At 34.3% G+C, this 26,030-nt stretch carries 20 protein-coding genes and 1 other RNA gene; 13 read left to right on the top strand and 8 right to left on the bottom strand.

Annotated features, from left to right (window positions below; genetic code table 11):
• The first annotated feature begins 153 nt into the window (after positions 1 to 153).
• The 3 genes from FND99_RS09730 to FND99_RS09720 all read left to right on the top strand — a co-directional run bounded on the left by FND99_RS09730 (position 154) and on the right by FND99_RS09720 (position 4,882).
• Entirely contained in the window at positions 154 to 1,413 is a 1,260-nt protein-coding gene (locus FND99_RS09730) for a hypothetical protein (protein ID WP_144337796.1), read from the top strand.
• 133 nt (positions 1,414 to 1,546) lie between these two features.
• Positions 1,547 to 3,520 (top strand): KUP/HAK/KT family potassium transporter, encoded by a 1,974-nt coding sequence (locus FND99_RS09725; protein ID WP_144337795.1) that lies wholly within the window; start codon positions 1,547 to 1,549, stop codon positions 3,518 to 3,520.
• A gap of 147 nt (positions 3,521 to 3,667) precedes the next feature.
• Positions 3,668 to 4,882, top strand: coding sequence for an RsmB/NOP family class I SAM-dependent RNA methyltransferase (locus FND99_RS09720; protein WP_144337794.1), 1,215 nt, complete (start codon positions 3,668 to 3,670; stop codon positions 4,880 to 4,882).
• Between the two features lie 367 nt (positions 4,883 to 5,249).
• Here the strand turns inward: FND99_RS09720 and FND99_RS09715 are convergent, their stop codons facing one another.
• Positions 5,250 to 6,290: an AMP-binding protein gene (locus tag FND99_RS09715; protein WP_144337793.1), complete on the bottom strand. Its 1,041-nt coding sequence runs from the start codon at positions 6,288 to 6,290 to the stop codon at positions 5,250 to 5,252.
• Positions 6,291 to 6,295: 5 nt separating this feature from the next.
• Positions 6,296 to 7,228 carry a CPBP family intramembrane glutamic endopeptidase gene (locus tag FND99_RS09710; RefSeq protein WP_144337792.1) on the bottom strand — a complete coding sequence of 311 codons (933 nt, stop codon included), beginning with the start codon at positions 7,226 to 7,228 and terminating at the stop codon, positions 6,296 to 6,298.
• 112 nt (positions 7,229 to 7,340) lie between these two features.
• Here FND99_RS09710 and arsC point away from each other — a divergent pair, with 112 nt between their 5' ends.
• From arsC to fumC, 3 genes are all read left to right on the top strand, one after another.
• A complete protein-coding gene (gene arsC / locus FND99_RS09705; protein ID WP_144337791.1) occupies positions 7,341 to 7,685 on the top strand; it encodes an arsenate reductase (glutaredoxin) in 345 nt (114 codons plus the stop codon).
• A gap of 94 nt (positions 7,686 to 7,779) precedes the next feature.
• Positions 7,780 to 10,239, top strand: a complete 2,460-nt coding sequence (locus FND99_RS09700; protein ID WP_144337790.1) for an outer membrane beta-barrel family protein — start codon at positions 7,780 to 7,782, stop codon at positions 10,237 to 10,239.
• Positions 10,240 to 10,974: 735 nt separating this feature from the next.
• The gene (fumC, locus tag FND99_RS09690) at positions 10,975 to 12,360 is read left to right on the top strand and encodes a class II fumarate hydratase (protein ID WP_144337789.1); all 1,386 of its coding nucleotides are present in this window, start codon (positions 10,975 to 10,977) and stop codon (positions 12,358 to 12,360) included.
• 227 nt (positions 12,361 to 12,587) lie between these two features.
• Here fumC and FND99_RS09685 read toward each other — a convergent pair whose 3' ends face one another.
• On the bottom strand, positions 12,588 to 13,790 hold the full coding sequence (locus FND99_RS09685; RefSeq protein WP_144337788.1) for an NAD(P)-dependent oxidoreductase: 1,203 nt from the start codon (positions 13,788 to 13,790) through the stop codon (positions 12,588 to 12,590).
• Positions 13,791 to 14,030: 240 nt separating this feature from the next.
• Between FND99_RS09685 and FND99_RS09680 the strand changes: the two genes are divergently transcribed.
• Together FND99_RS09680 and ssrA are read left to right on the top strand one after the other, a co-directional pair.
• Positions 14,031 to 15,233 carry a serine hydrolase domain-containing protein gene (locus FND99_RS09680; protein ID WP_144337934.1) on the top strand — a complete coding sequence of 401 codons (1,203 nt, stop codon included), beginning with the start codon at positions 14,031 to 14,033 and terminating at the stop codon, positions 15,231 to 15,233.
• A gap of 68 nt (positions 15,234 to 15,301) precedes the next feature.
• Positions 15,302 to 15,699, top strand: a transfer-messenger RNA (tmRNA) gene (gene ssrA / locus FND99_RS09675).
• 62 nt (positions 15,700 to 15,761) lie between these two features.
• Here ssrA and FND99_RS09670 read toward each other — a convergent pair.
• The 4 genes from FND99_RS09670 to FND99_RS09655 all read right to left on the bottom strand — a co-directional run bounded on the left by FND99_RS09670 (position 15,762) and on the right by FND99_RS09655 (position 20,414).
• Positions 15,762 to 16,694, bottom strand: a complete 933-nt coding sequence (locus FND99_RS09670; RefSeq protein ID WP_144337787.1) for a carbohydrate kinase family protein — start codon at positions 16,692 to 16,694, stop codon at positions 15,762 to 15,764.
• A 95-nt stretch (positions 16,695 to 16,789) separates the two neighbouring features.
• Positions 16,790 to 17,581 carry a hypothetical protein gene (locus FND99_RS09665; protein WP_246074202.1) on the bottom strand — a complete coding sequence of 264 codons (792 nt, stop codon included), beginning with the start codon at positions 17,579 to 17,581 and terminating at the stop codon, positions 16,790 to 16,792.
• Positions 17,582 to 17,606: 25 nt separating this feature from the next.
• Positions 17,607 to 18,959, bottom strand: coding sequence for an MFS transporter (locus FND99_RS09660; protein ID WP_144337786.1), 1,353 nt, complete (start codon positions 18,957 to 18,959; stop codon positions 17,607 to 17,609).
• Positions 18,960 to 18,977: 18 nt separating this feature from the next.
• Positions 18,978 to 20,414 carry a mannitol dehydrogenase family protein gene (locus FND99_RS09655; RefSeq protein ID WP_144337785.1) on the bottom strand — a complete coding sequence of 479 codons (1,437 nt, stop codon included), beginning with the start codon at positions 20,412 to 20,414 and terminating at the stop codon, positions 18,978 to 18,980.
• 192 nt (positions 20,415 to 20,606) lie between these two features.
• On the opposite strand from FND99_RS09655, the gene FND99_RS09650 reads away from it, so the two are divergent.
• The 3 genes from FND99_RS09650 to FND99_RS09640 all read left to right on the top strand — a co-directional run bounded on the left by FND99_RS09650 (position 20,607) and on the right by FND99_RS09640 (position 22,921).
• A complete protein-coding gene (locus FND99_RS09650; RefSeq protein WP_144337784.1) occupies positions 20,607 to 21,638 on the top strand; it encodes a LacI family DNA-binding transcriptional regulator in 1,032 nt (343 codons plus the stop codon).
• Between the two features lie 84 nt (positions 21,639 to 21,722).
• Positions 21,723 to 22,253 (top strand): hypothetical protein, encoded by a 531-nt coding sequence (locus tag FND99_RS09645; protein ID WP_144337783.1) that lies wholly within the window; start codon positions 21,723 to 21,725, stop codon positions 22,251 to 22,253.
• Between the two features lie 173 nt (positions 22,254 to 22,426).
• On the top strand, positions 22,427 to 22,921 hold the full coding sequence (locus FND99_RS09640; RefSeq protein ID WP_144337782.1) for a hypothetical protein: 495 nt from the start codon (positions 22,427 to 22,429) through the stop codon (positions 22,919 to 22,921).
• 546 nt (positions 22,922 to 23,467) lie between these two features.
• Here FND99_RS09640 and FND99_RS09635 read toward each other — a convergent pair.
• Positions 23,468 to 23,782, bottom strand: a complete 315-nt coding sequence (locus FND99_RS09635) for an EthD family reductase (RefSeq protein WP_211356624.1) — start codon at positions 23,780 to 23,782, stop codon at positions 23,468 to 23,470.
• A 149-nt stretch (positions 23,783 to 23,931) separates the two neighbouring features.
• Between FND99_RS09635 and FND99_RS09630 the strand changes: the two genes are divergently transcribed.
• Together FND99_RS09630 and FND99_RS09625 are read left to right on the top strand one after the other, a co-directional pair.
• Positions 23,932 to 24,918: a GlxA family transcriptional regulator gene (locus FND99_RS09630; protein ID WP_144337781.1), complete on the top strand. Its 987-nt coding sequence runs from the start codon at positions 23,932 to 23,934 to the stop codon at positions 24,916 to 24,918.
• Between the two features lie 291 nt (positions 24,919 to 25,209).
• Positions 25,210 to 26,028, top strand: coding sequence for a helix-turn-helix domain-containing protein (locus tag FND99_RS09625; protein ID WP_144337780.1), 819 nt, complete (start codon positions 25,210 to 25,212; stop codon positions 26,026 to 26,028).
• The last annotated feature ends 2 nt before the right edge of the window (positions 26,029 to 26,030 follow it).

The raw sequence follows: 26,030 nt of genomic DNA, 5'->3' as shown, positions 1-26,030 counted from the left end.
TAACAATCTTTTTTACAAAATTAAAACCATAAACAAATCAACAAAACACAACTTACTAACAATCAAACACATATTACAAGAAGACTTTCGGTTTCTTTTTTTGGCACAGTAATTGGATATTCCAAAGTAATTAATTTTTTAATTCTATTTGCCATGAAAGCGAAACTACTTATACTAGCATTATTGACTATCGGACTTAGTTCTTGTACTGCACAAAGCCAAGCCACTGTTTATGCAAAAAACTCAGACATCAGCGACAATTTAGACTTGAGAGCTGTTGCATCAATGTTTGGAGAATCAGCAAATCTTCAAGATTTTGAAAGAAGATTAAATGATCCTAAATATCAAATATCAAATCTTGATTTAAATGGAGATGATCAAGTTGATTATTTACGTGTAATTGAATCTGTTGAAAACAGAACACACGTAGTAATTATCCAAGCTGTTTTAGACCGCGATGTTTATCAAGACGTTGCAACAATTGATGTTGAGAGAGACAATTACAATAAAGTGAGCGTACAAGTTGTAGGTAACACCTATTTATATGGTGCAAATTACATTTATGAGCCTGTTTACAATGTTGTTCCCGTTATTTACAGCTCATTTTGGGTGACAAATTACAGACCATATTGCTCAAGCTGGTACTGGGGATATTATCCAACGTATTACACAGCATGGAGACCTTATCCTGTTTACAGATATAGAAATAACGTGAATATTTGCATCAACGCAAACTATAGTTACAATTATGTAAACTACAGAAGAAGTTATAGCGCCCCAGCCATTTACGAATCAAGACGTACTTATGGCTACGAAAGAATGAGACCTAACTATAGCTTTGCAGACAGACACAACTCTGTTAGCAACAGATATGATTTGGATCAAAGAAGAATGACTACGAGAACTTATAACAATTCTCAAAACAACAATTACAACAATCCAATCAGATCAAGCGCTGGAAGACCACAGCACGGAGAAAATAGAGATTCAAACAGAAGTTACGGCAACATGAATCGTCCTGTAGTAAACAATAGAGATAATAATGCTTCTATGCCTTCAAGACCGGATTTCAGCAGAAACAATCAAGCTGTTTCTGTTCCAAGAGACAATTCAGAAAACAGAAATTATTCAGATAGATCAGCGTCACAAAACAATTATCCTTCAAGAGGCTATTCTGAAAACAGAGGAAATTCAATGAATAGACCAAGTATCGAAAGAACTGCGCCTGCACCACAAGCGCAACCTTCAAGAAATTACGCTGAAAATAGAGGAAATAATGAAAACAGATCTTACAGCTCAAGACCTCAAAACACACAACGTTCTGAAGCTCCGAGAGCAAGCCAAGAATCTAGAGGTGGTGAATCACAAAGAGAAAGCGGTTCTAATTCTAGAGGGGGCGGAAGAAGAGGATAATATCAATAATTAAATTTTTAATAAAAATAAAAGCACAATTTGGGGATTGTGCTTTTTTTTATCTTTTTATTTATAATTGATGCTAATTTATTTTAAAAGAGTAAATTTGCAACCGTCTTTTATAAAATCAAACATGAGCGCAGCGCATAAAAACTTACATAGTAAGTTGTCTATAGGGGGTCTATTGATCACATTAGGAATTATTTATGGAGATATTGGTACCTCTCCATTATATGTAATGAAAGCCATTCTTGGTGAATATGCTATAAATTCGGATATTGTTTTAGGAGGTATTTCATGTGTATTCTGGACCCTGACTCTTCAAACTACAATAAAATACGTACTTATTACCTTAAGTGCTGACAACCATGGTGAAGGTGGGATTTTTGCTCTTTACGCTTTAGTTAAAAAAACAAAAATCCAATGGCTCATTGTGCCCGCCATTATTGGAGGTAGTGCACTTTTAGCGGACGGAATTATTACCCCGCCTATCTCTATTTCATCTGCAGTTGAAGGAATTAGGGCATTTTACCCAACAATGGAAACTAAAACTATTATTTCTATTGTACTTGCTATCCTTTTTGTTTTATTTACAATCCAACAATTTGGAACAAAACTAGTTGGAAAGTTTTTCGCACCAATGATGCTGATTTGGTTTGCGATGCTTGGAACTTTAGGAGCAATTCAGATTTTTCATTACCCAGAAGTTATCAAGGCTATAAATCCATATTACGCCTACCATTTATTATCAATTCATCCAGACGGATTTTTTGTTCTTGGTTTCGTATTCCTTTGTACTACAGGAGCTGAAGCTTTGTATTCTGACATGGGACACTGCGGAAGAAAAAACATTCGTATCAGCTGGATTTTTGTAAAAACAACTTTAGTATTAAACTATTTTGGTCAAGCTGCTTATTTAACGCATCACGAAGGAAGCACTTTACAGCAATTAGGTGGTGAAAATGGGAATCCATTTTACTTGATTATGCCGCACTGGTTTCTTCCATTCGGAATTGTAGTTGCAACTTTAGCAGCTGTAATTGCATCTCAAGCACTTATTAGTGGTTCATTTACCTTGATTAATGAGGCTATGCGTCTGAATTTCTGGCCAAAAGTAAAAATTAAATATCCTACCGAGGTTAAAGGTCAATTATACATTCCGTCAATCAACTGGCTATTGTTTTTTGGTTGTGTTGGAATCGTATTGCACTTCGAAAAATCAGGAAATATGGAGCACGCTTATGGCCTTGCCATCATTCTGTGTATGATCATGACGACCATTTTGCTGAATTACTATTTGATCATGAAGCGTGTAAAACTGTATTTCATGGTACCGCTGATCACTATTTATTTATTGATTGAATTCAGTTTCCTTTTTGCCAATATCACAAAATTTGCCGAAGGAGGTTATGTTACTTTGATTATTGCGATACTCTTGATTTCGATTATGACGATTTGGTATTTGGCTAAGAAAATCAACAAGAGCTATACTAAAATCATCAAAATTGACGATTACAAAAAGGTTTTGGTTGAGCTTAGCAAAGATTTATCAATCCCAAAATATGCAACGCATTTAGTTTATATGACAAATGCTAATCGTGTAGATGAATTGGAAGAAAAAGTAATTTATTCAATTTTACAAAAGCGTCCAAAACGAGCTGATATTTACTGGTTTGTTCACGTAAATATCCTTACTGAGCCTTATAAAACAGAATATAAAGTTACTGAGATTGCGAGAGATGATATTTACAGAATCGATTTTAATTTAGGTTTTAGAGAACCAACCAAAATCAATTTAATGTTTAGAGAAGTAATTCGTGATATGGTAAAACGTGGCGAAGTGGATATTACCAGCCGTTACGAATCATTGAACAAAAACAATATTATTGGAGACTTTAAATTTGTATTGTCGGAGAAATTCTTATCAAATGACAATGATTTAAGATGGCATGAAAATATTATTATGAACTCTTATTTCTTTATTAAAAAACTGAGTTTGTCTGAAGAAAGAGCTTTTGGTTTGGACAGTAGCTCGGTTAAGATCGAAAAATTCCCAATGGTGCTTCACGCTCCAGAAAACATCGGTCTGACTCGAATTTCAAGATAATACATTTACAAAATACCCTAAAAAACACTCTTTTAAAACTTTATCAGAGTGTTTTTTTTCTTTTTAAATGAAAGTCAAATCAACAATCAGAATTAAAAATTTAACTTTCAATCAATTAATAGTACCTTTGCAACTCAAATTAATAAAATGAGATTACACAGAAATTTAGTTTATACTACCATCGATTCTTTAAATGCAATTTTCAACGAAGGAGAATATGCAGATAAAGTGGTAGCCAGAGCCTTAAAAAAAGACAAACGTTGGGGAAGTTCTGACAGGAAGTTTGTTGCTGAAACAATATATGAAATTGTTCGTTGGAAACGACTTTATGCCGAAATTGCAGAAGTAAAAGAACCATACGACAGAGAAAACCTATGGAGAATGTTTGCAGTTTGGGCGGTTCTTCGTGGCTATCCTATTCCAGATTGGAGACAATTAGAAGGAACTCCTGAAAGAAAAATAAAAGGCCGTTTTGACGAACTTTCAAAAACTAGAGCTTTAAAAGAATCTATTCCAGACTGGATGGATGAATTGGGCGTGAAAGAACTTGGCGAAAAAGTTTGGTCAAAAGAAATCGCGGCTCAAAACCAGCCGGCAAAAGTCATTTTAAGAACCAATACGCTTAAAGGAACTAAAGAAGATCTGAGAAACAAGCTGATGGATTTAAATATTGAAACAGAATATTTAAAAGATCAGCCTGAAGCTTTGGTTTTAAAAGAAAGAGCAAACGTATTTTTGACAGACGCTTTTAAAGAAGGTTTATTTGAAGTTCAAGACGCCAATTCACAACTAGTTGCAGGTTTCTTAGATGTTCAGCCAGGAATGCGCGTTGTTGACACGTGTGCTGGAGCAGGTGGAAAAACCTTGCACATGGCTTCTTTAATGAATAATAAAGGTCAATTAATTGCAATGGATTTGTATGAAAGCAAATTGAAGCAATTAAAATTGAGAGCGAAAAGAAATGGTGCTTTCAACATTGAATACCGAATTATTGACAGCACAAAAGTGATCAAAAAATTGCACGAAAAAGCAGATCGTGTTTTAATTGATGCACCATGCAGCGGACTTGGAGTTTTGAAAAGAAACCCAGATTCAAAATGGAAATTGCAACCTGAATTTATCGATAATATTCGTAAAGTTCAGAGCGAGGTTTTAGAAAGCTATTCTAAAATTGTAAAGCCAGGTGGAAAATTAGTGTATGCAACTTGTTCTGTTTTACCTTCTGAAAATCAGGAGCAAGTAGAAAAATTCCTAAAAACAGAAATCGGAAAACAATTTACTTTTATTGAAGACCGAAAAATGCTGGCATCCGAATCTGGTTTTGACGGATTCTATATGGCGCTTTTGGAAAGAAAAAAATAAGTTTAAATTCCATATTTTAAAAATCCCAAATTCCGATTTTGAATTGGAATTTGGGATTTTTCATTTTAGTCTTTAAATATGTAATCCCTACGGGATATTGTATCCTTTCCTATTTATTTTTTCTACCAATATTTTACTCCTAACGGAGTATCTCGTAGAGATTTAATATTGATGGAAGATCTTTGTTTGGTATTTTTTTTACCAATATTTTATTCCTAACGGAGTATCTCGTAGAGATTTAATATTGGTAGAAAAAACAATTGAAAACGAATATTTGTCCCGTAGGGACTAAGCCTTTTAACGTGAAAAAATCCCAAACTCCAATTTTAAGTTGGAATCTGGGATCTCTTATTTTTAAAGTTTCTTCTTAATCTAAACTTGGTTTTCTAAGCAGTTTACCGTTTTCATTTTCTTTAAACTTTGGAACAAAAACAATTTCTTTTGGTTTTTCAAACTTTCCTAAAACATCAAAAAAATCAGGAGGAAAATCTTGTTTTTCACCTTCAATCACCAAAATTAATTTCTCTCCCAAAAGAGAATCTGGAACTCCAGTTACAAAAAATCGGTTTGGGATTTTCCCAATCAATTTTGCTTCAATTTGTTCTGGAATCAGCTTCACTCCTCCACTATTGATCACATTATCAATTCGGCCTAAAAAAACAAACTGCTTATCATTTATCAATTCAACCAAATCATTGGTAACAATAGGTTCTTCTGAAATGGACGAAACATAAATTACAAGACAACCACGATCATCTTTTTCAATTTTCACGTTTGGTAAAATCGTAAACGCACTTTCTCCTACTTTTTTGGCTGCAATATGCGTTATAGTTTCCGTCATGCCATAGGTTTCGTATATCTCGCCACCAAGCTTAAGTAATTCTGCTTCAAGCGCCGAATCAATTTTTGCCCCTCCAATGATCAATTTCTTTACATTTTTAAGCTTGTCAAGTGAATTCTGAACTTGCAAAGGCACCATCGCAACAAAATCATATTCATTTGAATTAAAAGCTAAAGGCTCTGTAGTTGGCGATTTTACATCAATATCTAATCCTAAAATCAAGCTTCTTACCAACATCATTTTTCCAGCGATAAATTGCGTTGGCAAACACAATAAAGCTCTATCGCCCGGCTCTAAACCAAAAAAATCCCCCGTCGCCAAAGCCGACTGGATCATGGCCTGTTTTTCTAATCTGACTAATTTTGGAAGTCCTGTTGTACCAGAAGTCGTCATTTCGATATAATCTTTATTATCAAACCAATCCAAGAAAAACTCACCTATCGAGCGCTCATATGCGTCGCCTTCTTTTATAAAGCTATAACCAACTCGGCATAAATCTTTTGCATTTAAGTGATATCCGTTGATTTTAAAATAATTATGTACATTTTTATGTGTTAACTGCAGCATGATCGTTAATTTGAAGATTCTAAAATATTTATTTCACCCGTCAATTTTTCTTTCCAATTTGTCCATTTGTATTTTTTGCTGAAAATAAAAAGCAAAATAGGATACACAACTACAACTGGCAGGATTACATCAAGTCCAGCCGAAGGTTCAGACATATCTTTGAAAATGGAATGTGTCTGAAATACTGTCCAATCTGAGGTTACCAATAAAGCGCCCGTTAAATTATTGGCAGCATGAAAACCAAGAGCCAATTCTAACCCTTCGTCCATAAGCGTTATGATACCTAAAAACAAGCCAGTTCCTATGTAATAAATCATAATTACATAACCCATTTTTGCAACTTCGGGATTAAAAATATGCATGGACCCAAAAATCAAGGAAGTCATTAGTAAAGGAAACCATCTATTTTTAGCCAAATTTGCAAATCCTTGCATCAAATATCCTCTAAAAACATATTCCTCGGTACTGGTTTGAATAGGAATAAGCAACGACGCAATAACTACTAAAATCAGAAAAGGAACCAACTTGAAATTCCAAATAAATTTTTCTGGATCTTTTAAATAAACCACCCAAAAACTTATACCCGAAAAAATGGTCCAAATCACAAATGAAAATAAAATTCGGTCCCAATCTACTTTCTTTCGTGATGTTGTAACCGATAAAAATGTTTGTTTATGAAGATATTTTATAACCAAATAAACACCGGCAAATGCAAAAACAAAAGAAATCATTACCAGAAACAAGGTCAGATTTGGCTCAAATACTTTCAAAACGCCATCATTATCAGTCGGAATTTCTGTTTTATTTACGAAACTCGAATAAAGTACCGCAACAGAAAGCGGAATCTGGCCAATAAATGAAGCAAGTATGATAATGCCTGACCCAATTAGATACAGAAAAAATTTATTTTTGGGCTTAATTCCTTGTTCTAAAAACATTTACATATAATTTTAAAATGAGAATTCTGTTTACTAACTAAATAGTATTTTTGGTCCTGCGAAAATACCTATTTTTTGCATTATCTTCTTACAACATATTAAATATAACAAAATGATACAAATTTATCATAATCCACGTTGCGGAAAATCAAGAAACTGTCTGGCTTTTGTTGATCAGTCAAAACAAGAATATCAAATAATTCCGTATTTAACTGAAACGCCAAGCTTTAGCGATTTAAAAGAGCTTCTTAAAAAACTAAATCTGAAACCAATTCAGTTAGTCCGAATTAAAGAAAATATTTGGATCGAAAATTATAAAGGAAAAGATTTAAGTGATGATCAAATAATTCAGGCGATGGTCGAGAATCCAATTTTAATAGAACGCCCAATTGTTGTTAAAGATGGAAAAGCAATTATTGGTCGAGACCTTGATTTAGTTTCTGATTTTCTAAAGTAAATAACAAAATTCCTAATTAACATTTTTTTGTGATTTACTCTTTAAACCTAATGCTTGATTTAGTGTCTAAAGAGTAAATGAAACCAAAAATAAAATGAAGAAAATCAAATTTGCTGTACTACTTGTTCTTTTACTTACAAGTTTTTACAACTATGCACAACAGGCGCCTCCTGGTAAAAACAAGGTAAAAGTTACTGGAAAAGTTTTTGAAAAAGTTAGCAAACAACCCCTAGAATATGCTACAATATCGCTTATGCTTCCAAACGACACAAAAGTTGTTGCCGGCGGCATCACCAACCCTAAAGGTGAATTTGAAGTAGCAGTAGCACCGGGAACTTATGACATAAAAGTTGAATTTATTTCGTTTAAATCTACTGATATCAAAGGAAAAACGATTTCTGGCGACACTAATTTAGGCGTTGTAAATTTATCTGAAGATGCTGCGCAATTAAGTGAAGTTGTAGTTCGTGCTGAAAAATCATCAGTCGAAATCAAACTAGACAAAAAAGTATACAACGTTGGTCAGGATATGATGGTAAAAGGAGGAACAGTAAGTGATGTTCTTGACAACGTGCCATCGGTTTCTGTTGATACTGAAGGAAATGTGAGTTTAAGAGGAAGCGACAACATCCGTATTTTGATTGACGGTAGACCTTCTCAAGCGATCAATATTGCTGAAGCATTGCGTCAACTTCCTGCAGATGCAATTGACAAAGTAGAAGTTATCACAAATCCATCAGCTCGTTATGATGCTGAAGGTGGATCTGGGATCATCAATATCATTCTTAAAAAAGGTAAAAACCAAGGTTTCAACGGAACATTAATTGCTTCGACAGGTCTTCCTGAAACTTACGGTTTGACTGGAAACTTGAATTACAAAACAGAAAAATTAAACTATTTTACGACTTTAGGATACAATCACAGAACAAACGAAGGTCATGGTTTAACAAATACTTCTTATTTAAATGCTGATGGAACTCCAAAAGGTTTTTTAGATGAAGATCGTGATACAAAAAGAGAATCTGACGGATTTACTGGAAGAGCTGGTATAGAATGGACTGTTGCAAAAAATACTTTCTGGACAAATGCCATCAATTATCAAAATAATTCTGGAACTACTAGAGATTTAATCAATTACAATAATTTTGATGCAGCTCATGCTTTCACAGGAACTTCTTTCCGTTTAAACAATGGTGATGCTGCAAGTGAAAACGTTGAATATACTTCGAATTTAATCAAAAATTTCAACGATAAAGGTCATAAACTGACTGCAGATTTATCTATTTCAAGAAATACAGACGACAACACTAGTGTTATTACTGCTTCCCCAAACTTTAATAATACTTTAAACGATCAAGTACAAAAACAAGTATTATTTCAAGCAGATTACGTATTGCCTTTAGGAAAAGGAGGTCAATTTGAAGCAGGTTACAAAGGAAGTTTTGGCGACTTGAACAATGAATATTTCGTTACCGATAATAATGGTGTAAAAGATCCTAATTTATCAAACACATTAGAATACAAAGAAAACATCAACGCACTTTACACACAATACGGTTTCAAAGTAAAAAAATTATCTTACTTATTTGGATTGCGTTGGGAAGACACAGATATTCACGTTAACTTATTAGATAACAGCGATTTCAATACTAAAAAATACAACAACTTATTTCCAAGTGCATTTATTAGTTACGAAATCTCAGATCAAAGCAACTTGACAGCAAGCTACAGTAAGCGTTTAACAAGACCAAGAGGACGTTTTATGAACCCAGCTGTAAACTACTCTAGTAACGTTAATATTTTTCAAGGAAATCCGGACTTAGATCCTTCATTGACTGATAAATACGACGTTGGTTATATCAAACGTTGGACGAAATTAACATTCAATACTTCAGCATATTTTGAAAACACTAAAGACGTTTTCAGCTTTGTGAGAACTCCAAATGGAAATGAAGTAAACGGAATTCCAGTTATTTTAAGCCGACCAATCAACTTAGGTCAAGAGCAAAAATTTGGTTTCGAATTTACCTTAAACTATACTCCGTTTAAATGGTGGAGAGTAAACAGTAACTTCAACCTTTACAATGTAAAAACAACTGGAGAAAACACTTATGTTGACGTAAACGGAAACACAGTCGTTCAAAATCTTGATAATCAAGCTAACACATGGTTTGCAAGAATCAACTCTAAAGTAACGCTTCCGTACAAAATTGACTGGCAATTGAACGCTACTTACAATGGCGCACAAAAAACAGCACAAGGTAAGAACTTAGATATGTTTGGTATGAATACTGCACTTAGCAAAGATGTAATGAAAGACAAAGGAACAATTGCCTTCAACATCAGTGATATTTTCAACTCAAGAATCATGAGATCGTACACGTACCTTCAAAATGATGTAACAAAAGAGAGCCAGACTTCATATGGTGAAATGCAGTTCCGTAAACGTCAATTCAATTTATCGTTTACCTACCGTTTCAACAAACCTAAAGGCGAAAGAGATAAAAACCAACAGCCAAGAAATGACGATGGTGGTGGCGACTTCCCAGGATAAATTCATTTAAATTCCTATATAAAAAAATCCAAATTCCAACTTTACAATTGGAATTTGGATTTTTTTTTTCATCACTTCTAAAAATGGAATTTCTTTATTTGAATTTTCTATTTTTTGAACAAAAAAAAGGATCCAAATCTGGATCCTTTTTTATGAAATCAATTCAATTAAATTGATTGTTCTTCTTGTCTCTTTTTAGCTCTCTTTTCTTTGAACATTTCCCAGCTAGCTCCCGTAACCCAATAAGATACGAAACCAACCAAGAAAAACATTAACCAAAACCCTATAGTTAGTATGGTTAAGAAAAGTAAAAAGCCTAAGTACTGTGAAAATTCAAACATGTTTTCCGGAATTTTTGAATGTTACGACAAATGTAGCGTATAAATTCGTCCTTGGCAATAAAATCTAAATCAATTTTCACTAAATAACATTTATCCGTATATTTATACTGATTTTAAATAAGCTTTTTTAGCGCTTTTTATTCAACTATCTAAATAAGAAGAACATGAATATTTTAAGGAGCTAATACCTGTTGTCCGCTGTATCTTTTCATTTTTAAAGAAAAAATAAAAAGGATGCCGCTACCATCAGGGCTATTATCATTTTCAAAACAAATTTCAAGTATCAAAAATAAAATCCGTTTAAACCAGCGTCATCCGTGTTCCATTTACCGCACTGGTTACAACTCACATTTTACAACTCACATTTTACAAATAACATTTTACAGATAAAACAATGAAATACAGAATAGAAAAAGACACCATGGGCGAAGTTCAAGTCCCAGCCGATAAATATTGGGGTGCCCAAACAGAACGTTCGCGAAACAATTTCAAAATAGGAAACGCCGCTTCAATGCCAAAAGAAATCATTGAAGGTTTTGCCTATCTAAAAAAAGCTGCAGCTTTTGCTAATTATGATTTAGGAGTTTTGCCAATCGAAAAAAGAGATGCTATCGCTGCCGTTTGCGATGAAATATTAACAGGACAATTAGACGATCAATTTCCACTGGTAATTTGGCAGACAGGTTCAGGAACGCAAAGCAACATGAACGTAAATGAAGTAATTGCAAACCGCGCTCAGGTTTTAAAAGGTTTTGAAATTGGCGAAGGCGAACAATTTATAAAAGCAAACGACGACGTAAATAAATCACAGTCGTCGAACGACACTTTCCCAACCGGAATGCATATTGCTGCTTACAAAATGGTAGTTGAAACCACCATTCCAGGTGTTGAAAAACTGCATGCCACTTTAGTAAAAAAAGCAACTGAATTTAAAGATGTAGTCAAAATTGGTCGTACACATTTAATGGACGCAACACCTTTAACACTCGGACAAGAAATTTCTGGTTACGCAGCTCAATTGGCTTTCGGACTAAAAGCTTTAAAAAATACTTTATCCCATTTATCTGAAATTGCTCTAGGCGGAACCGCTGTCGGAACCGGATTAAATACACCAAAAGGCTACGACGTAAAAGTCGCAGAATATATTGCCAAATTCACAAATCATCCTTTTGTAACAGCCGAAAATAAATTCGAAGCTTTGGCTGCGCACGATGCCATAGTTGAAACGCATGGAGCGCTAAAACAATTAGCAGTTTCCTTGAATAAAATTGCTAATGATATTAGAATGCTGGCGTCAGGTCCAAGATCTGGAATTGGTGAAATTCATATCCCAGAAAATGAGCCCGGATCTTCAATCATGCCCGGAAAAGTAAACCCAACGCAATGCGAAGCAATGACAATGGTTTGTGCACAAGTTATAGGAAACGATATGGCAATTGCCGTTGGAGGCATGCAAGGACATTATGAACTAAACGTTTTCAAACCTGTTATGGCAGCAAACTTTCTTCAATCGGCGCGTTTGCTTGGAGATGCCTGTGTCTCTTTTGACGAACATTGCGCGCAAGGAATCGAGCCAAACCGCAAACGCATCAAAGAATTGGTAGATAATTCGCTAATGCTGGTAACAGCTTTAAATACTAAAATTGGTTACTATAAAGCTGCAGAAATCGCCCAAACCGCTCACAAAAACGGCACAACTTTAAAAGAAGAAGCCGTTCGCTTGGGTTACGTAACTCCCGAAGATTTTGATAATTGGGTAAAACCAGAAGAAATGGTCTAATTTAATTGTTAATTATTAATTATTAATGGTTAATGGTTAATGGTTAATGGTTAATTATAAATTAAAAGCCTGAAATATCAATTTCAGGCTTTTATTTTTTTATGTCATCCTGAACGAAGTCGAAGGACTTTTGTCGCCGCGATGCCCTTCGACTTCGCTCAGGGTGACAACATATTAATTATATCTGAATTATTGAACATTCACAATTAATAATTTACAATTAATAATTATTTCTCGTCGACATAATCCTGCAAATAACTAAATCTTTCTGTCAATTTACCGTTTTCGGTTATTTTGGCGCGTTTTAAGATTCCGTCTTTATCTCCATTGAAGAACGCCGGAATTACATGTTCCATAAATTGTTCTCCAAAACCTTCGCTCGAATCTTTCGGAATTTCGCATGGCAAATTATCAACCGCCATAACCGCAACCGCAGCAGGATGAAACACATCTACTTCCCTATCTTCTAAAGGAAAATAACCATAAATAGGATCTGCAATTGTCGACGAACGAACTGTACAAGCAATCGGGCCATTTACATCGCACGAAATATCAGCTACAACTTTTAATTTGCAGTCGCTTGCATTCAGCATTTCTTTTGTCAAAATCATTGGCGCTGCACTTGCGTGAAAATGTCCTGCAAAATAAATATCCGAAACCTTTGTGAATTTTTCGAAATCGGAAACATAAGCCTCTGGATGATTTACAAAATCTTTAAAATCCAAAACCTGTCCATCGACACGTTTATTATATTCTAAAACATCTAATTGTACATAAACTGCCTGTGCATATTTTTTGGTCAAATAGTTGTCAATTGTAATTTCTTTCACTTTTATGGCGTCCAGAATTTCTTTGGCACCGCTTCCAACTTTTCCGGTTCCAGTAACCACAAATTTTAAAGCTGGCATTGTGATGCGCTTCAAATGCTTTATCAATTCTTCTTTTCCTGAAAGTGTTTCAGCTTTTGGAAGTTTGAATAATTCGAATTTAATACCAAATGCTCTGATTCCGTTGTAAACACCAACCATTCCGGCATATTTCCCAAAGCCAATTAAACGATGATCATGTTCGTTTACAATCGTTTCATGGTCATATAAATCAATCTTTTTCTCTAAAATCGCCTGAAGCAATTTTCTGTTGTGTGGCTGTTTTTTTATCGTATGAGAAAAAAAGAAATACGCTTTATTTGGAATCAAATTTTCAATAGGAACTTCTTTTACACCAAATAAAACATCACAGTCCGAAACATCATCAGTTACCGTAATTCCCATGCTTTTATATTGAAGATCGGAAAAAATCCTAATATCCGAACTCTCTACTTCTACAATAGCATCGTGATATTGCTGTTTTAGTTTTGCCAATTCATCTGGAGCAAATACTACACGTCGATCCGGTGGGTTTTTTCTTTCTTTTACAATTCCAAATTTCATTTATACTGGTTTAAATCATTTAATAATATAACTTTTTACATCGTATTTGTTTCAAATATAACAAATTTCGTTAAAGTTTTCTTCAAAAATTACAATTTATTATATCCAAAAACCGTTGAAAGCTGACAAACAACCGACTAACTAAAATTTTAGTTAATATTATGTTAAAGCAACCGGTTGGTTTTTTTAAAATATCAAAAACATAAATATTGAATTCTATATATTTGTTTTTAAAGAATGATGAAAATGAGTTTCCTTAAAAAGACAAAGATACCACAAATACTTTTTTTAATTTTAGTTTTAAGTTCATGTGGCAATGATAAGAAAACAAGCGTAGATACTGTAGCAGCGGTAGAAGATACACTGCCTAAAATGAAGCCTTTAGGGCCAGAACCACGACTTACACAAGCTTATATAAATTCTGTTCAAGGCAGAATCAACCACTTTTATAACAAAAACTGGCCAAACAATAGTATGAACGGAAGTTTCTTGGTAGCAAGAAACGGGCAGATTATTTTTGAAAGATACAACGGCTACGCAAACAAAAACGAAGGAACCAAAATTACTGCAGATACTCCTGTGCAAATTGCATCTGTGAGCAAAGTTCTGACAGCGACTGCGGTTTTAAAATTGGTAAATGCGGGCAAACTTGATTTAGATCAAAAAGTAAATACGATCCTAAAAACTTTTCCGTACGAAGATTGTACGATTAGAATGCTTTTGAGCCATCGTACAGGAATGCGCAACTACGCTTATTTTACAGATCACGACAAATCGGTTTGGGACAGACACAATCAGCTGACGAATAAAGATATCTTAGATATTCTGGCAACAAAAAATATTGGTTTGGAAGCTAAAACTGGAACACGTTTTGGCTATTGCAATACTAATTATGCAATGTTGGCACTGATTATAGAAAAAATCACTGGATTAAAATACAAAGAAGCAATGTCTGAAATGATTTTCAAACCATTGGGAATGACGCATACTTATATTTTTGATGATGATAAAGACAGAAAAAAAATTGTTCCATCATACAAAGGAAATGGTGCTGAAATTGGTTTCGACTACCTAGACAATGTTTACGGAGACAAAAATGTATTTTCGACTGCTCGTGATCTTTTAAAATTTGACCGCGCAAGACAATCGCCTGACTTTTTAAAACCTGCATTACTAAAACAAGTTTATACAGGTTATAGCAACGAACGGAAAGGGACTAAAAATTATGGTCTCGGAATCAGAATGATCAATTGGGAAACGGGACAGAATTTCTACTTCCACAATGGCTGGTGGCATGGCAATACCTCATCGTACATTACTTTAATGAAAGAGCACGTAACGATAATCGCATTGTCAAACAAAATGACCAGAAACACATATGCGGTGCGTAAACTAGCTCCAATCTTTGGAGATTATCCTTTTAATTTTAAGGACGAAGAATAATACAATTTTTCTGAAAATTTTAGTAGAAAGTAATTTCAAATAGTATAAATTTGCAGACTTATTTTTTTGGGGTCGACTGGTTTTGACAGCAAGTCGAATTGAACAGTAAGCACGTCGAGCATTGAGACCTTGCTCGTAAATATAAGATCTCGAACTTTTACACGGCGAAAATAATTACGCTTTAGCTGCATAATCCGAATCATAGTACGATTGCGCCACGTCTCTACAAGGTAGAGAAGCTGGATTCTCCTGGAAAGCCTTGGTTTGTGGCGTTCCGTTCAGGGGAACCGTAAAAATAAACCTAGATATCCATGAGCTTCGGGTGGGTTTCGAAAATTAAGAAGATAAGTGTTCGGTGGCTGTTTCTGGCCTAGCTTAACATCGAAAATCTAATCAGGAAATAAGCGTGTAGAAAGCTCTTTAGTTGCTTGTTTGGACCCGGGTTCGATTCCCGGCGACTCCACAAAAAAAGCCTGTAAACTCAATGTTTACAGGCTTTTTGTTTTTTTTAAACGATTCCATTTACTTCTATTCTTCTATAAACGTAGCAGTAATGTTCTGTTTATCTCTAAAATCTTCAAATTCTTTTAAACTATATTCTGGGCAAGCTCCCTCTTTTGAAGTGATAAAAGCACCCAGCGAAACAGCTTGCAACATTATAGAATGAACATCATTTGTTGTAGATAATCGCTTGGATAAAAGTCCGGCGAGGAATGAATCACCACTTCCTACTGTGTCAATAACCGTTATGGGTACCGCAGGATATTGAAAAATTGCATCCGCATTGGCATATATTGCGCCTTTGCTTCCTTTGGAAACGATTATTTCATCGATGTTAAACTTCTCCTGAATAAATTTAATACTATCACTTTCGTTTGTGTAATCCTTTCCAATGGAATCCAGAACGATTTTTAATTCGGCTTTATTAAATTTAGCGAGATGGGTTTTATGCAAAAGTTCACTAATGAGTTTGATATCATCATGCGGCTTTCTAATGTTAATATCAAAAACATTAAAAGAACTGTTTTCAACCAACTCAAATAAAGTCTTGCGCGAAACACTATTTCGAGCAATCAAAGAACCAAACACAAGCGCATTTGCTGATTCCACAAATTGAATATTCTCTGGTTTTGACTGAATAAAATCCCATGCTACATTTTCGGTAATGGTATAATGTGCTTCATTATTTTCGTCAATTTCGGCAATTACCGTGCTTGTCGGATGATCTTTTATTATTTGTATTCCGTCTGAAGAAATATTCCAGTTTTTTATTTTCTGAATAAGTTCCTGTCCCAACACATCACCTCCCACTCCACTGATCATTCTGGTTTGTATTCCCATTTTAGACAAATGATAAGCAACATTAAAAGGAGCTCCGCCGGCTCTTCGATTGTTTCCTGGGAAAATATCCCATAATACTTCTCCAAAACAAACTACCTGAACTTTATTTTCGGTACTCATAATATCGATTTTTAATTATTTAATACAAACAGATTAACAAGACCAAAAAGATCTTGTTAATCATAAATTATTTATTTCAAGCTGATTTATTCCTTTTAAAAAGAGTAGACCTCTGCAGAAAACTGCAAGAACGCATGATTATCAACTGGATTCCACATTGCCCATAAACCCAAAGGCAGCTTATAGTCCAGAATTTTAGTTTTTCTCGAAAATATCAAACTTACTTCATTTACACCAGCTTTGCTTGCAAAAAAGTTGCTTGTTTCATTTTCGCTATTGTTCAGCGCAAAACTATAGCCAGCGCGACCGCTGATACTCCATTTGTCACTTTTCAAAAAAGGATATTCTGCCGATACAAAGGTAGAATATCTGTTTTCTGTGTTGGCAAGATTTCTGTCTCGTCCAAAAATAACTGTATTCCAGCTCAACACTAAAGGAAACTGTTTACTGACAGTATAATAGGTTCTTAAATCAAAAAAACGTCCGGTTTCGCTCGCATTGTAATTGAAGAATTCTTTATTATTATACGTTGCTTTGGGAGAAAAATTATAGATATCCCATAATTCCGCAGAGAATTTCCCGGCTTTGAATCCTGCATAATTATTGAACTCTTTGTATGAACCATCAGCAGTTCCTCCTGCCCAAAATCCTCCGTAAAAGTGGTCATACTCTAAATAAATATTCCCAGTGTATGTCAATCCTGCAGCTACTTCTATTCCTCTCCAAAGATGAGAATTTCGAATCTGTAAAGCAGAATGTAGATTTTGGTTTATAAAATTATCTTCTGTCGATTTATCTTGTGCGTGAACATGTGTACACAAAAAAATCATCATTATCATTATTGTCTGTAAGGCTGGTTTATTTTTCAATTGGCTTATAGTTATCATTATTATTTTTTGTTGATTTTGGCTTTTAATGTGATGCGTGAATTATTTCTTCTTGTTTTCCTGTGACTATTTGCCTGTCTTGGGCTCTAATTTTATAACCAAACAATGCATAAGACAGCATGAACAATTCACAAGCTACGTTTAGCAGCCAAGTGTATCTCCAAGAGTGAAAAAAATCAGCTAAACCTCCTTGAACTAGTGTAAATACCGCTCCACCAAATACCGCAGAAACAAATATTCCGGAAGCTTTTGAGGTGTATTTGCCCAGATCTTTTATGGCAAGTGAGAAGATGCAGCTCCACATTGACGAGTGCAATAATCCTACAGCAACTAAATACCATAAATTTTCCTGAAAAATAGAAGTCAGAATAAGAATCGTTGCAATTGTCGTGGTTACTGCCAGTTGTACTTGAGCAGGAATTTTATTAAAGAAACTTGATATCGCCCTACCTACAAGAAATCCGCCCCAATAAAGTGTTGATAATAATGCGTGAACACCAAAATCAATTCCGCCAATAATCATATCTTCTCTTCCGAAAAAGGTTATCGGATTTCCTGATTTAATCCTTTCTAAAGCATATAAATTGATATTTGCACCAATAGCAACTTCTGTTCCCACATAAAAGAAAATCGCCATTACCCCAAGTGTAAAATGTCTGAATGAAAATACGCTTCTTTCTAGTACTTCTCCTTCTGCAACACGTGTATGAGGCAAGTCGGGAATGTTTAATTTTTTGGTCAAAAATATAACCGCAATAATACAAAGTATCAAAATCGACAACGGTGTTATTAATTGTTTGATTTGGATGCTTTCGATGGAAATGCCGCTAAACATAACTACTGTAACAAAAAATGGAGCCGACGTAGTTCCGATAGAATTAATTCCCGTAGTGATATTCAGTCTTTGAACAGGCTGTGTCCCTGGCAAATCATATGAAGCTATATACGGATTTACAACTACTTGTATCACCGCCGCCGAACAACCCATAATATACGAACCACAAAGGAAAATCAAATAGCCGTAAGGAATTACAACATCGCCTATCTTTAAATTAAAATGCGGAAAATTATGCCCTATTATTGTTGAAGTAAGGTAAACCGAAAGTCCTAGAACGATGAACATCAAACCTCTTATGATGGTTTTCTTGTATCCGTACCTGTTCACCCATCTGCTTCCCAGCGTTCCGTTTACAAGGTAACCAAGAAAGAAAAAGAAAGATATTAAAGTTGTAAGTGTATTTTTTATATCACCTGCTTCCGTTAAAAAAGTTATTTTTAGCGGTGCCTGCAACTGCTCATTGATCGTTGTTAAAAAACCTACAATAAAGTAGATAAACGTAACAATAACAAAAGGCATTAATTTATTAGTTGATTTCATAATTTTATGGTTTGGTTGTTAAATAGTTTCTAATGTTTTTGCTATTCCGTTTGTCTTGATATTCTCTGCAAAAGCGCTGTACTGACTCACAAAACGCTCATATGATTTCAATTTGACATTTTGAAAAGCAGACAACTCTAAAAAGTCCAGGACATCATCGCTATCTATTAATTTTTGATCCTCTGGAGTCAACCAAGGTTCGTTAATTTCATAGGAAATACTTTTGTCATCCACTTTATATTTCAGGTAATGACGATATGAAGCAATCAAGAAAGTTACCCTTGTAAGATCTTTGTCATCCTTCAGCATTTTAGTCAGATTCGGAACAACATAAACCGGAAATTTGGATATTCCGTCAGAGCACAAACGGCTTATTTGATCACTTACGGCTTTGTTTGCAAATCGTTCGATAAGTGTCGTTTTATAAAGCTCAAGATCTGTTTTTTCAGGTGCTGGAACGTACGGAGTAATGTCAATATCCATAAAATCTTTGAGTAATTTCTTGAATATCGGATCGTGCATCGCATCATCTACTTTTCTGTATCCAAACAATAAAGAAGGATAAGAAAGCAATGTGTGAGAAGCATTCAACAAACTAAGTTTCATGTTTTCATACTTCGTAACATCTTGCGTAAATTCGACACCTACATTTTCTAAAGCCGGTCTTCCTGCAGCAAAATTATCTTCGATAACCCATTGAATAAAGTCTTCACAATATACTGGCGCTTGGTCGTTTAAACCGCTTTTTTTGTTTAGTGATTCCACGTCAGCAGGCGTTGTAGCAGGCGTAATTCTGTCAACCATGCTATTTGGGAACGTTACATTTGTTTTTACCCAAGCAGCAAGATCCTTATCTTGTGCTTCGATAAATGTTGTAAACGCTTTTTTGGTTACATTTCCATTATGCTGAAGATTATCACAGGAAAGGATTGTGATTCCTCCATTTCCATTGGCTTTACGCTTTCTCAAACCTTCGGCAACAAAACCAAAAACAGTTTTCGGTTGAGATGGATTAGCAAGATCGTGCTGCACATTTTTATCTTCCAAAATAAATTCGCCACTGGCCTTATCTATATTGTAACCACCTTCGGTAATGGTAAGTGTTACTATTTTTGTAGCAAAAGCAGCAATTTTATCTGAAATAGCATCTGGATTTTCTACTCCCCAAATTAATTCTACAAGAGAACCAATTTTAATAACTTCGTCGATTCCGTTTCTGCCGCAAATTGTAAGCGAATATTCACCGTTTTGCTCTTTCAGTTTTTTTACGATCGTTTCATCCGAAGGCAAAAGTGCTACGCCGCAAATTCCCCATTGCTGTTGCGTGGGATCTGCTAACAGATTATTAATATAAAATTCTTCATGTGCACGGTGAAAATTACCAATTCCAATGTGTACTATTCCAGTCTGCACTTTTTCTCTTTCGTATTCGTAATGAGTGACTTGTGTTTCCATTTTTATATTTTTTATGTATCTTTTCTTTAATTTTAAGCTAAGTTATGAGACATTTCATGAAAACGTTATAGTTGCGTTTCTAAAACAACCTGCAAACGTTACCGCAAACGTTTGCAAAATCTGCAAACGTTTGCATGCAAGGAAAAAAAATAATTATCATATATTTGCTTTTGTAATAAATTACACACAATTATGAAATCGAAACCGGTCACTATCAAGGATTTATCAAAACACTTATATTTATCAATCTCGACAGTATCGAGAGCTTTGGCCAATAATAAAAACATAAGACAAGAAACCAGAGACAAAGTCTTAGAAGCGGCCAAAGAATTGGGATACAAACCAAATCTTACGGCAGTAAACTTAAAGTCGGGACGCACTTATAGTATAGGTGTTATTGTTCCGGAAATGATTACGCCTTTTGCTTCTCAAGTTTTAGAAGGGATTCAGGAAGTATTGTATCCAAAAGGTTATCGCGTAATTGTAGCACAATCTGATGAAAATCCGGAGACGGAATATAAAAACATTCTGCTAATGGAGCAATTTCAGGTTGACGGCATCATTATTTGTCTTTGCGATCAAACTTTAAATCAGGATTTATATTTAGAAATTCAAAATAGCGGTATTCCATTGGTTTTTTATGACCGAATTCCGAAGGATATGGATGTCTCCAAAGTGCTGGTAAACGATTATACCAAATCGCTTTTTATGGTTGAGCACCTTATTGAAACCGGCCGAAAACGAATTGTTCATTTAAAAGCCCCTCCCTCAATATATAATTCGGTAGAAAGATTAAAAGGATATCAGAAAGCATTGGAAAAACATAAAATTCCATATGATCCTTCTTTGGTAATTCAAGCTGGACTAACTTTTGAAGACGGAATGAGGGCTGCAGCACATTTGCTTGAAAATAAAATTGAATTTGACAGTATTTTTGCCTTTACAGATACATTGGCAATTGGCGCAATGAATTATTTACGCGAGCAAAATATCTCAGTCCCGGAACAAGTAGCCATTGCCAGTTTTTCGGGAACCAAACTTTCTACGCTTGTATATCCGCAATTGACAACGGTAGAACAACCTTTGGAAGAAATGGGACGCGCAACTGCAGAAATAATTCTCAAAAAAATAGCTGACAAATCGTTGCCAAATGAAACGATTGTATTAGACGCTGCGATTAAAATAAGGGCTTCGAGCGTAAAAATTACTCCTGAAAAATCTTAATGATTCAAATGATTTGGCAAATCCGAAAATAGGGCTTAATTTAGTCTCAAACCTGCTATAGTAACGGGACGTTACAGCCATATTATGAAAATTCCAACTAAAATAGAGATTCAGACAATTGACCAATCGGGAAATAGCAATACAATGGAAAATATCCTTTTTGGCTTTAAAATTTTTGTCGATAATGATGATTCTTATTACACAACTTCGTTTTTCAAAACCGATAAAAACGGTAAGCTAATTTTGAATCAAAGCGATTTAATAAATAATAGTGAGCTAAAATGGGAGAAAGATATTAATGAATTCAAAATCATAAAAGCGAATATTTATCCTTTAGAGAAAGAACTTACTTCAAGCATAAGGAAAGCGTCAAAAAATTATATTGACATAACTACAAATAAAGAGGTTTTAGAAAGTCAACTTCTACGAGAAGGTTTTACAAAAGACAATATTGAAACTGCGAAAAACGCAATAGAAAAAATGGCGGTACAACAAAAAATAAACAATGAGCTATTTAAGGATTCAAAAAATGACTTGGTTCAAATAGTCACAACTAGCATTGATGACGAATGGATTGATGATTCAGTCAAAATATACAAATTTGTAATTATATAGAAATACGGCTGGTAACAACTACTACAACGGATTTGGAAAATAGGCTTGATTGAAAGATGGCTTTGCATTTAAATGATTTGGCAAATCCGAAAATAGGGCTTGATTTAGTCCTAAACCCGCTGTAGTACCAGAACGTTATATGCTATTATAACCAAAAAAACGAATAAAACTAAATGAACGAAATCATAACAATCAAAAATAAACCGAATTGGATTATAACCATAATACTTCCTTTTGGACTTATAATTTTGATTTTTATAATGCTTGTAATTCTGCCTTTTACTTCGATAAAAAATACTTACTTACTTTCTGCTTTGAGTTATACTTTTTCGTTGATTCCATTTCTAGCAATTTTTATTTTATTTCTTAACATTTGGTTATGGAATACTTTTGGCAAAGTGATTTTGGAAATTTCACCTGAAAAAATAAAAGTCACGAATAAAAACAAACTTTTCAATAAACCAAAAGAATATCTGAAATCTGAAATTGAGAAAATTTTTATTTTTGATTTTGGAATTGAAAATACTCAATATTACACACGCATGAATTATTTATTTTCAAATTCTAACTATTCAATTATTATTCAAAAAGCAGGTAAAAATATTAGAATAGTTGATTGGCTGAATAATGAACGTGCAAAAAGCATTCTTGAAAAGATAAATCGATAAAACAACAGCTACTCCAATAGATTTGGCAATAGGCTTTTCCGAAGTATCGAGAGGAAAAATGATTTTGCATTTGCCCTGATTTGGCAAATCAGAAAATAAGATTAAATTTGGTCACTACCACAATTTATGGATGACTTTGGTAGCAACCAATTCAAAAATTACAATCTCAAAATCAAACAATGACGTTTAACCACGATCCTAGAATTCGATTTTTTTTATTTATCATAGCCGTACTAATTATCGGTCTATCTTACTTAATTAAAATCTTATCAGACCATTTTTTGTATAAATACTTAGATCGCTTTAAATCTAAATTCACGATAAATCTTTTGGTGGGCTTACACTGGACACTATCAGTTGTATTAGCTTGTATCTTGCCCGATTATTTGGCAAAATTTGATTTCTTTAAAAAGAGCTTTGAAGACAGTGAAATATGGGAATCCTTAACCATGTTATGTCTTTTTTTCATTTCTCTAATACTTGTGGGCACTCTATTAAACTTAGTATTTTATCGCAGTACTATAGAAGAAAATCCAAATAAAAAACCTAAACACTAACCGAATCATATAAATAAATCTGCACTTCATCGTCGCTGGCAAAAATTCTTCTGTCAACGGCGCATTGCTGTCCTATTTCAGATTTAAAAGAAGCTGCCATTTCATCTAACGAATTAAAATACAAATTCGCAACACGATAAACATCAGAATGTCCCGTCAGCGAAACTACATTTCCCGTATTTATTTCATATTTCAATAATCCTGGAAGCTGTTTTGCTAGCGGAATATGAACTTCAAAATAATGTTTTTCAAAAAAAGCTTGGTCTTTTGGCGTTTTGTAAATAACGGTCATCTTTGCTGGCATGATCTTAAATTTTAATTGTTTTTAAAAAATCTAGTATTTTGTTTTCGAAATAAAATTAATCGCAAAATCACAAACTAATAAGGTGTAAATCAGACATTGTAACGGGGAACTTTGGACAGAAACATTTCATATCTTTACAATAAAAAACGATGAAACATCTTACCATTTTGGTTCCGAATGGCGATAATAATCTTTCGAGCATTACTGGCGCTTACGAAATTTTTACTAAAGCAAATGCCTTTAATAAAGCAAATGGCAAAAAAGAATTGTTTACGATTCAATTAGCCGGAACTTCTGAAAAAATTGATTTTAATGGCGGACTTTTTTCTGTAAAACCGCATATCAATATTTCGGAAGTTGCCAAAACAGATTTAATCATTATTCCTTCTTTGAATCACAATTATAATATTGCTTTGGAAAATAATGATTTGCTGGTCGCTTGGCTAAAAAAACAATATCATAATGGCGCCGAAATTGCGACCATTTGCACGGGCGCGTTTATGCTAGCAGCTTCTGGACTTCTTGACGGAAAAAGATGCTCGACACATTGGTCGGTTACTGAAAATTTCAGGCTAATGTTTCCGAAAGTGAATATCCAGATCGATGAATTAATTACAGACGAAAACGGAATTTACACCAATGGTGGCGCGTATTCGTTTCTTAATTTGATGATTTATCTTATCGAAAAATATTTCGACCGAAACACTGCTATTTATTGTGCCAAAGTTTTTCAGATCGAAATCAACCGAAATACACAATCACAGTTTGTCATTTTCGCCGGCCAGAAAAAACACGAAGACGAAATCGTACAACAAGCGCAATCGTACATTGAAAAAAATATAGACGAAAAAATCTCAATTGAAGAATTATCCTCAAAATTGAATGTAGGCAGACGAAATTTCGACAGAAGATTTATAAAAGCAACAGGAAATACGCCTATTGAATATTCGCAAAGAGTAAAAGTAGAAGCGGCTAAGAAAGCTTTTGAAACCAACAGAAAAACAATCAACGAAGTAATGTATGAAGTTGGATATGCCGATGTGAAATCCTTTAGAGAAATATTCAAAAAATTCACAGGCATGTCGCCACTGGAATACAAAAGGAAATATCACAAAGAGCTCATTTTTGCAGAATAATTTCTTTTACTTTCTATCGAATTAATTTTTAATTTTATAATCAACTATAAATCAATCAAATCGTTTGGTGTAATTTATTTTTTTAACACATAGAAACATAGAATTTATTTGTAGAACAAGAGTTTAAAAAGAAACTCGTTTCTAACACATAGTCAACTATGTTTGTTTAAAATAAGTGAAATACTTTTTTTTAAAAGGATTCTAAATCTATCCCGAGGCTTCGGGACTATGTGTTTAAATTAATTGCAACCAACAGGCAAATGAGTTAAACATTTTTTCCAAAATAATCTTATGCAGATTTTACCTTCCGCAAGTTTAGCGCCGTTTATCAAAAATTATACGGTTGTTACGATCGATAAAAATCTCGAAAACGAAGTGTTTTATCCAAGCGGTTACGTTGATTTTATTGTCAATATTTCTGAAGGCGATGCAGCAACCATAATCAATGGCAGACGAAAAGATACGCCTGCCATAGAATTATTGGGTCATCTTACGCTCCCTACTCGACTTTCGGTGAAAAAAGACACTTCGGTATTGATTGCCCGAATTTACCCGCATGCTAGCGCATTGTTTTTCTCAGACCCGCTATCTGAATTTACCAATTACGCGACAGATATGTACGACGTAGCAAAAAGCGAAAACCTAGAATTGTACAGCCGAATCATGGAAGCAAACGGAATCGATTCTAAAATCAGGATTTTGGAAAATTACTTTTTACAGCAATTGAAGAAAAATGAAACTCAATTAAAAAAAGTGAATACGTTACAGCTTTTGAGCCAGAAAATTTCTACCGAACATCAGCAATTAGATCTGCCTTCGCTGGCAAAAGATTCGGGATTATCAGAACGATACATTCAAAAACTATATCTGAATAATATCGGAATCTCTCCTTCTGCTTTTACTTCTGTCCTCCGATTTAATAAAAGTCTGCAACTCGTTTTAAATACTTCTGAATCCTTAACTGAAATCGCATACGATTGCGGTTATTACGATCAGGCACATTTTATAAAAGAGTTCCGAAAATTTACCGGAATCACACCTTCGGCATCAAGAGCATCGTTGCTAAAAAACGATCCCGATTTTCAGCAGGCTGTCAACATAGGCTTCTAAAA

This window comes from Flavobacterium daemonense, assembly GCF_007341385.1.
GTDB lineage: Bacteria > Bacteroidota > Bacteroidia > Flavobacteriales > Flavobacteriaceae > Flavobacterium > Flavobacterium daemonense.
This window is presented reverse-complemented; position numbering and strand designations above follow the sequence as displayed.

Bases quoted from the DNA above. Each gene is read 5' to 3' on its own strand.
- FND99_RS09700 (WP_144337790.1), top strand. From the start codon at position 7,780: ATGAAGAAAATCAAATTTGCTGTACTACTTGTTCTTTTACTTACAAGT.
- FND99_RS09645 (WP_144337783.1), top strand. From the start codon at position 21,723: ATGAAAATTCCAACTAAAATAGAGATTCAGACAATTGACCAATCGGGA.
- FND99_RS09625 (WP_144337780.1), top strand. From the start codon at position 25,210: ATGCAGATTTTACCTTCCGCAAGTTTAGCGCCGTTTATCAAAAATTAT.
- FND99_RS09650 (WP_144337784.1), top strand. From the start codon at position 20,607: ATGAAATCGAAACCGGTCACTATCAAGGATTTATCAAAACACTTATAT.
- FND99_RS09710 (WP_144337792.1), bottom strand. From the start codon at position 7,228: ATGTTTTTAGAACAAGGAATTAAGCCCAAAAATAAATTTTTTCTGTAT.
- FND99_RS09670 (WP_144337787.1), bottom strand. From the start codon at position 16,694: ATGAGTACCGAAAATAAAGTTCAGGTAGTTTGTTTTGGAGAAGTATTA.
- FND99_RS09715 (WP_144337793.1), bottom strand. From the start codon at position 6,290: ATGCTGCAGTTAACACATAAAAATGTACATAATTATTTTAAAATCAAC.
- fumC (WP_144337789.1), top strand. From the start codon at position 10,975: ATGAAATACAGAATAGAAAAAGACACCATGGGCGAAGTTCAAGTCCCA.
- FND99_RS09640 (WP_144337782.1), top strand. From the start codon at position 22,427: ATGAACGAAATCATAACAATCAAAAATAAACCGAATTGGATTATAACC.
- FND99_RS09725 (WP_144337795.1), top strand. From the start codon at position 1,547: ATGAGCGCAGCGCATAAAAACTTACATAGTAAGTTGTCTATAGGGGGT.
- FND99_RS09685 (WP_144337788.1), bottom strand. From the start codon at position 13,790: ATGAAATTTGGAATTGTAAAAGAAAGAAAAAACCCACCGGATCGACGT.
- FND99_RS09660 (WP_144337786.1), bottom strand. From the start codon at position 18,959: ATGAAATCAACTAATAAATTAATGCCTTTTGTTATTGTTACGTTTATC.
- FND99_RS09635 (WP_211356624.1), bottom strand. From the start codon at position 23,782: ATGCCAGCAAAGATGACCGTTATTTACAAAACGCCAAAAGACCAAGCT.
- FND99_RS09680 (WP_144337934.1), top strand. From the start codon at position 14,031: ATGAAAATGAGTTTCCTTAAAAAGACAAAGATACCACAAATACTTTTT.
- FND99_RS09720 (WP_144337794.1), top strand. From the start codon at position 3,668: ATGAGATTACACAGAAATTTAGTTTATACTACCATCGATTCTTTAAAT.
- arsC (WP_144337791.1), top strand. From the start codon at position 7,341: ATGATACAAATTTATCATAATCCACGTTGCGGAAAATCAAGAAACTGT.
- FND99_RS09665 (WP_246074202.1), bottom strand. From the start codon at position 17,581: ATGATAACTATAAGCCAATTGAAAAATAAACCAGCCTTACAGACAATA.
- FND99_RS09730 (WP_144337796.1), top strand. From the start codon at position 154: ATGAAAGCGAAACTACTTATACTAGCATTATTGACTATCGGACTTAGT.
- FND99_RS09630 (WP_144337781.1), top strand. From the start codon at position 23,932: ATGAAACATCTTACCATTTTGGTTCCGAATGGCGATAATAATCTTTCG.
- FND99_RS09655 (WP_144337785.1), bottom strand. From the start codon at position 20,414: ATGGAAACACAAGTCACTCATTACGAATACGAAAGAGAAAAAGTGCAG.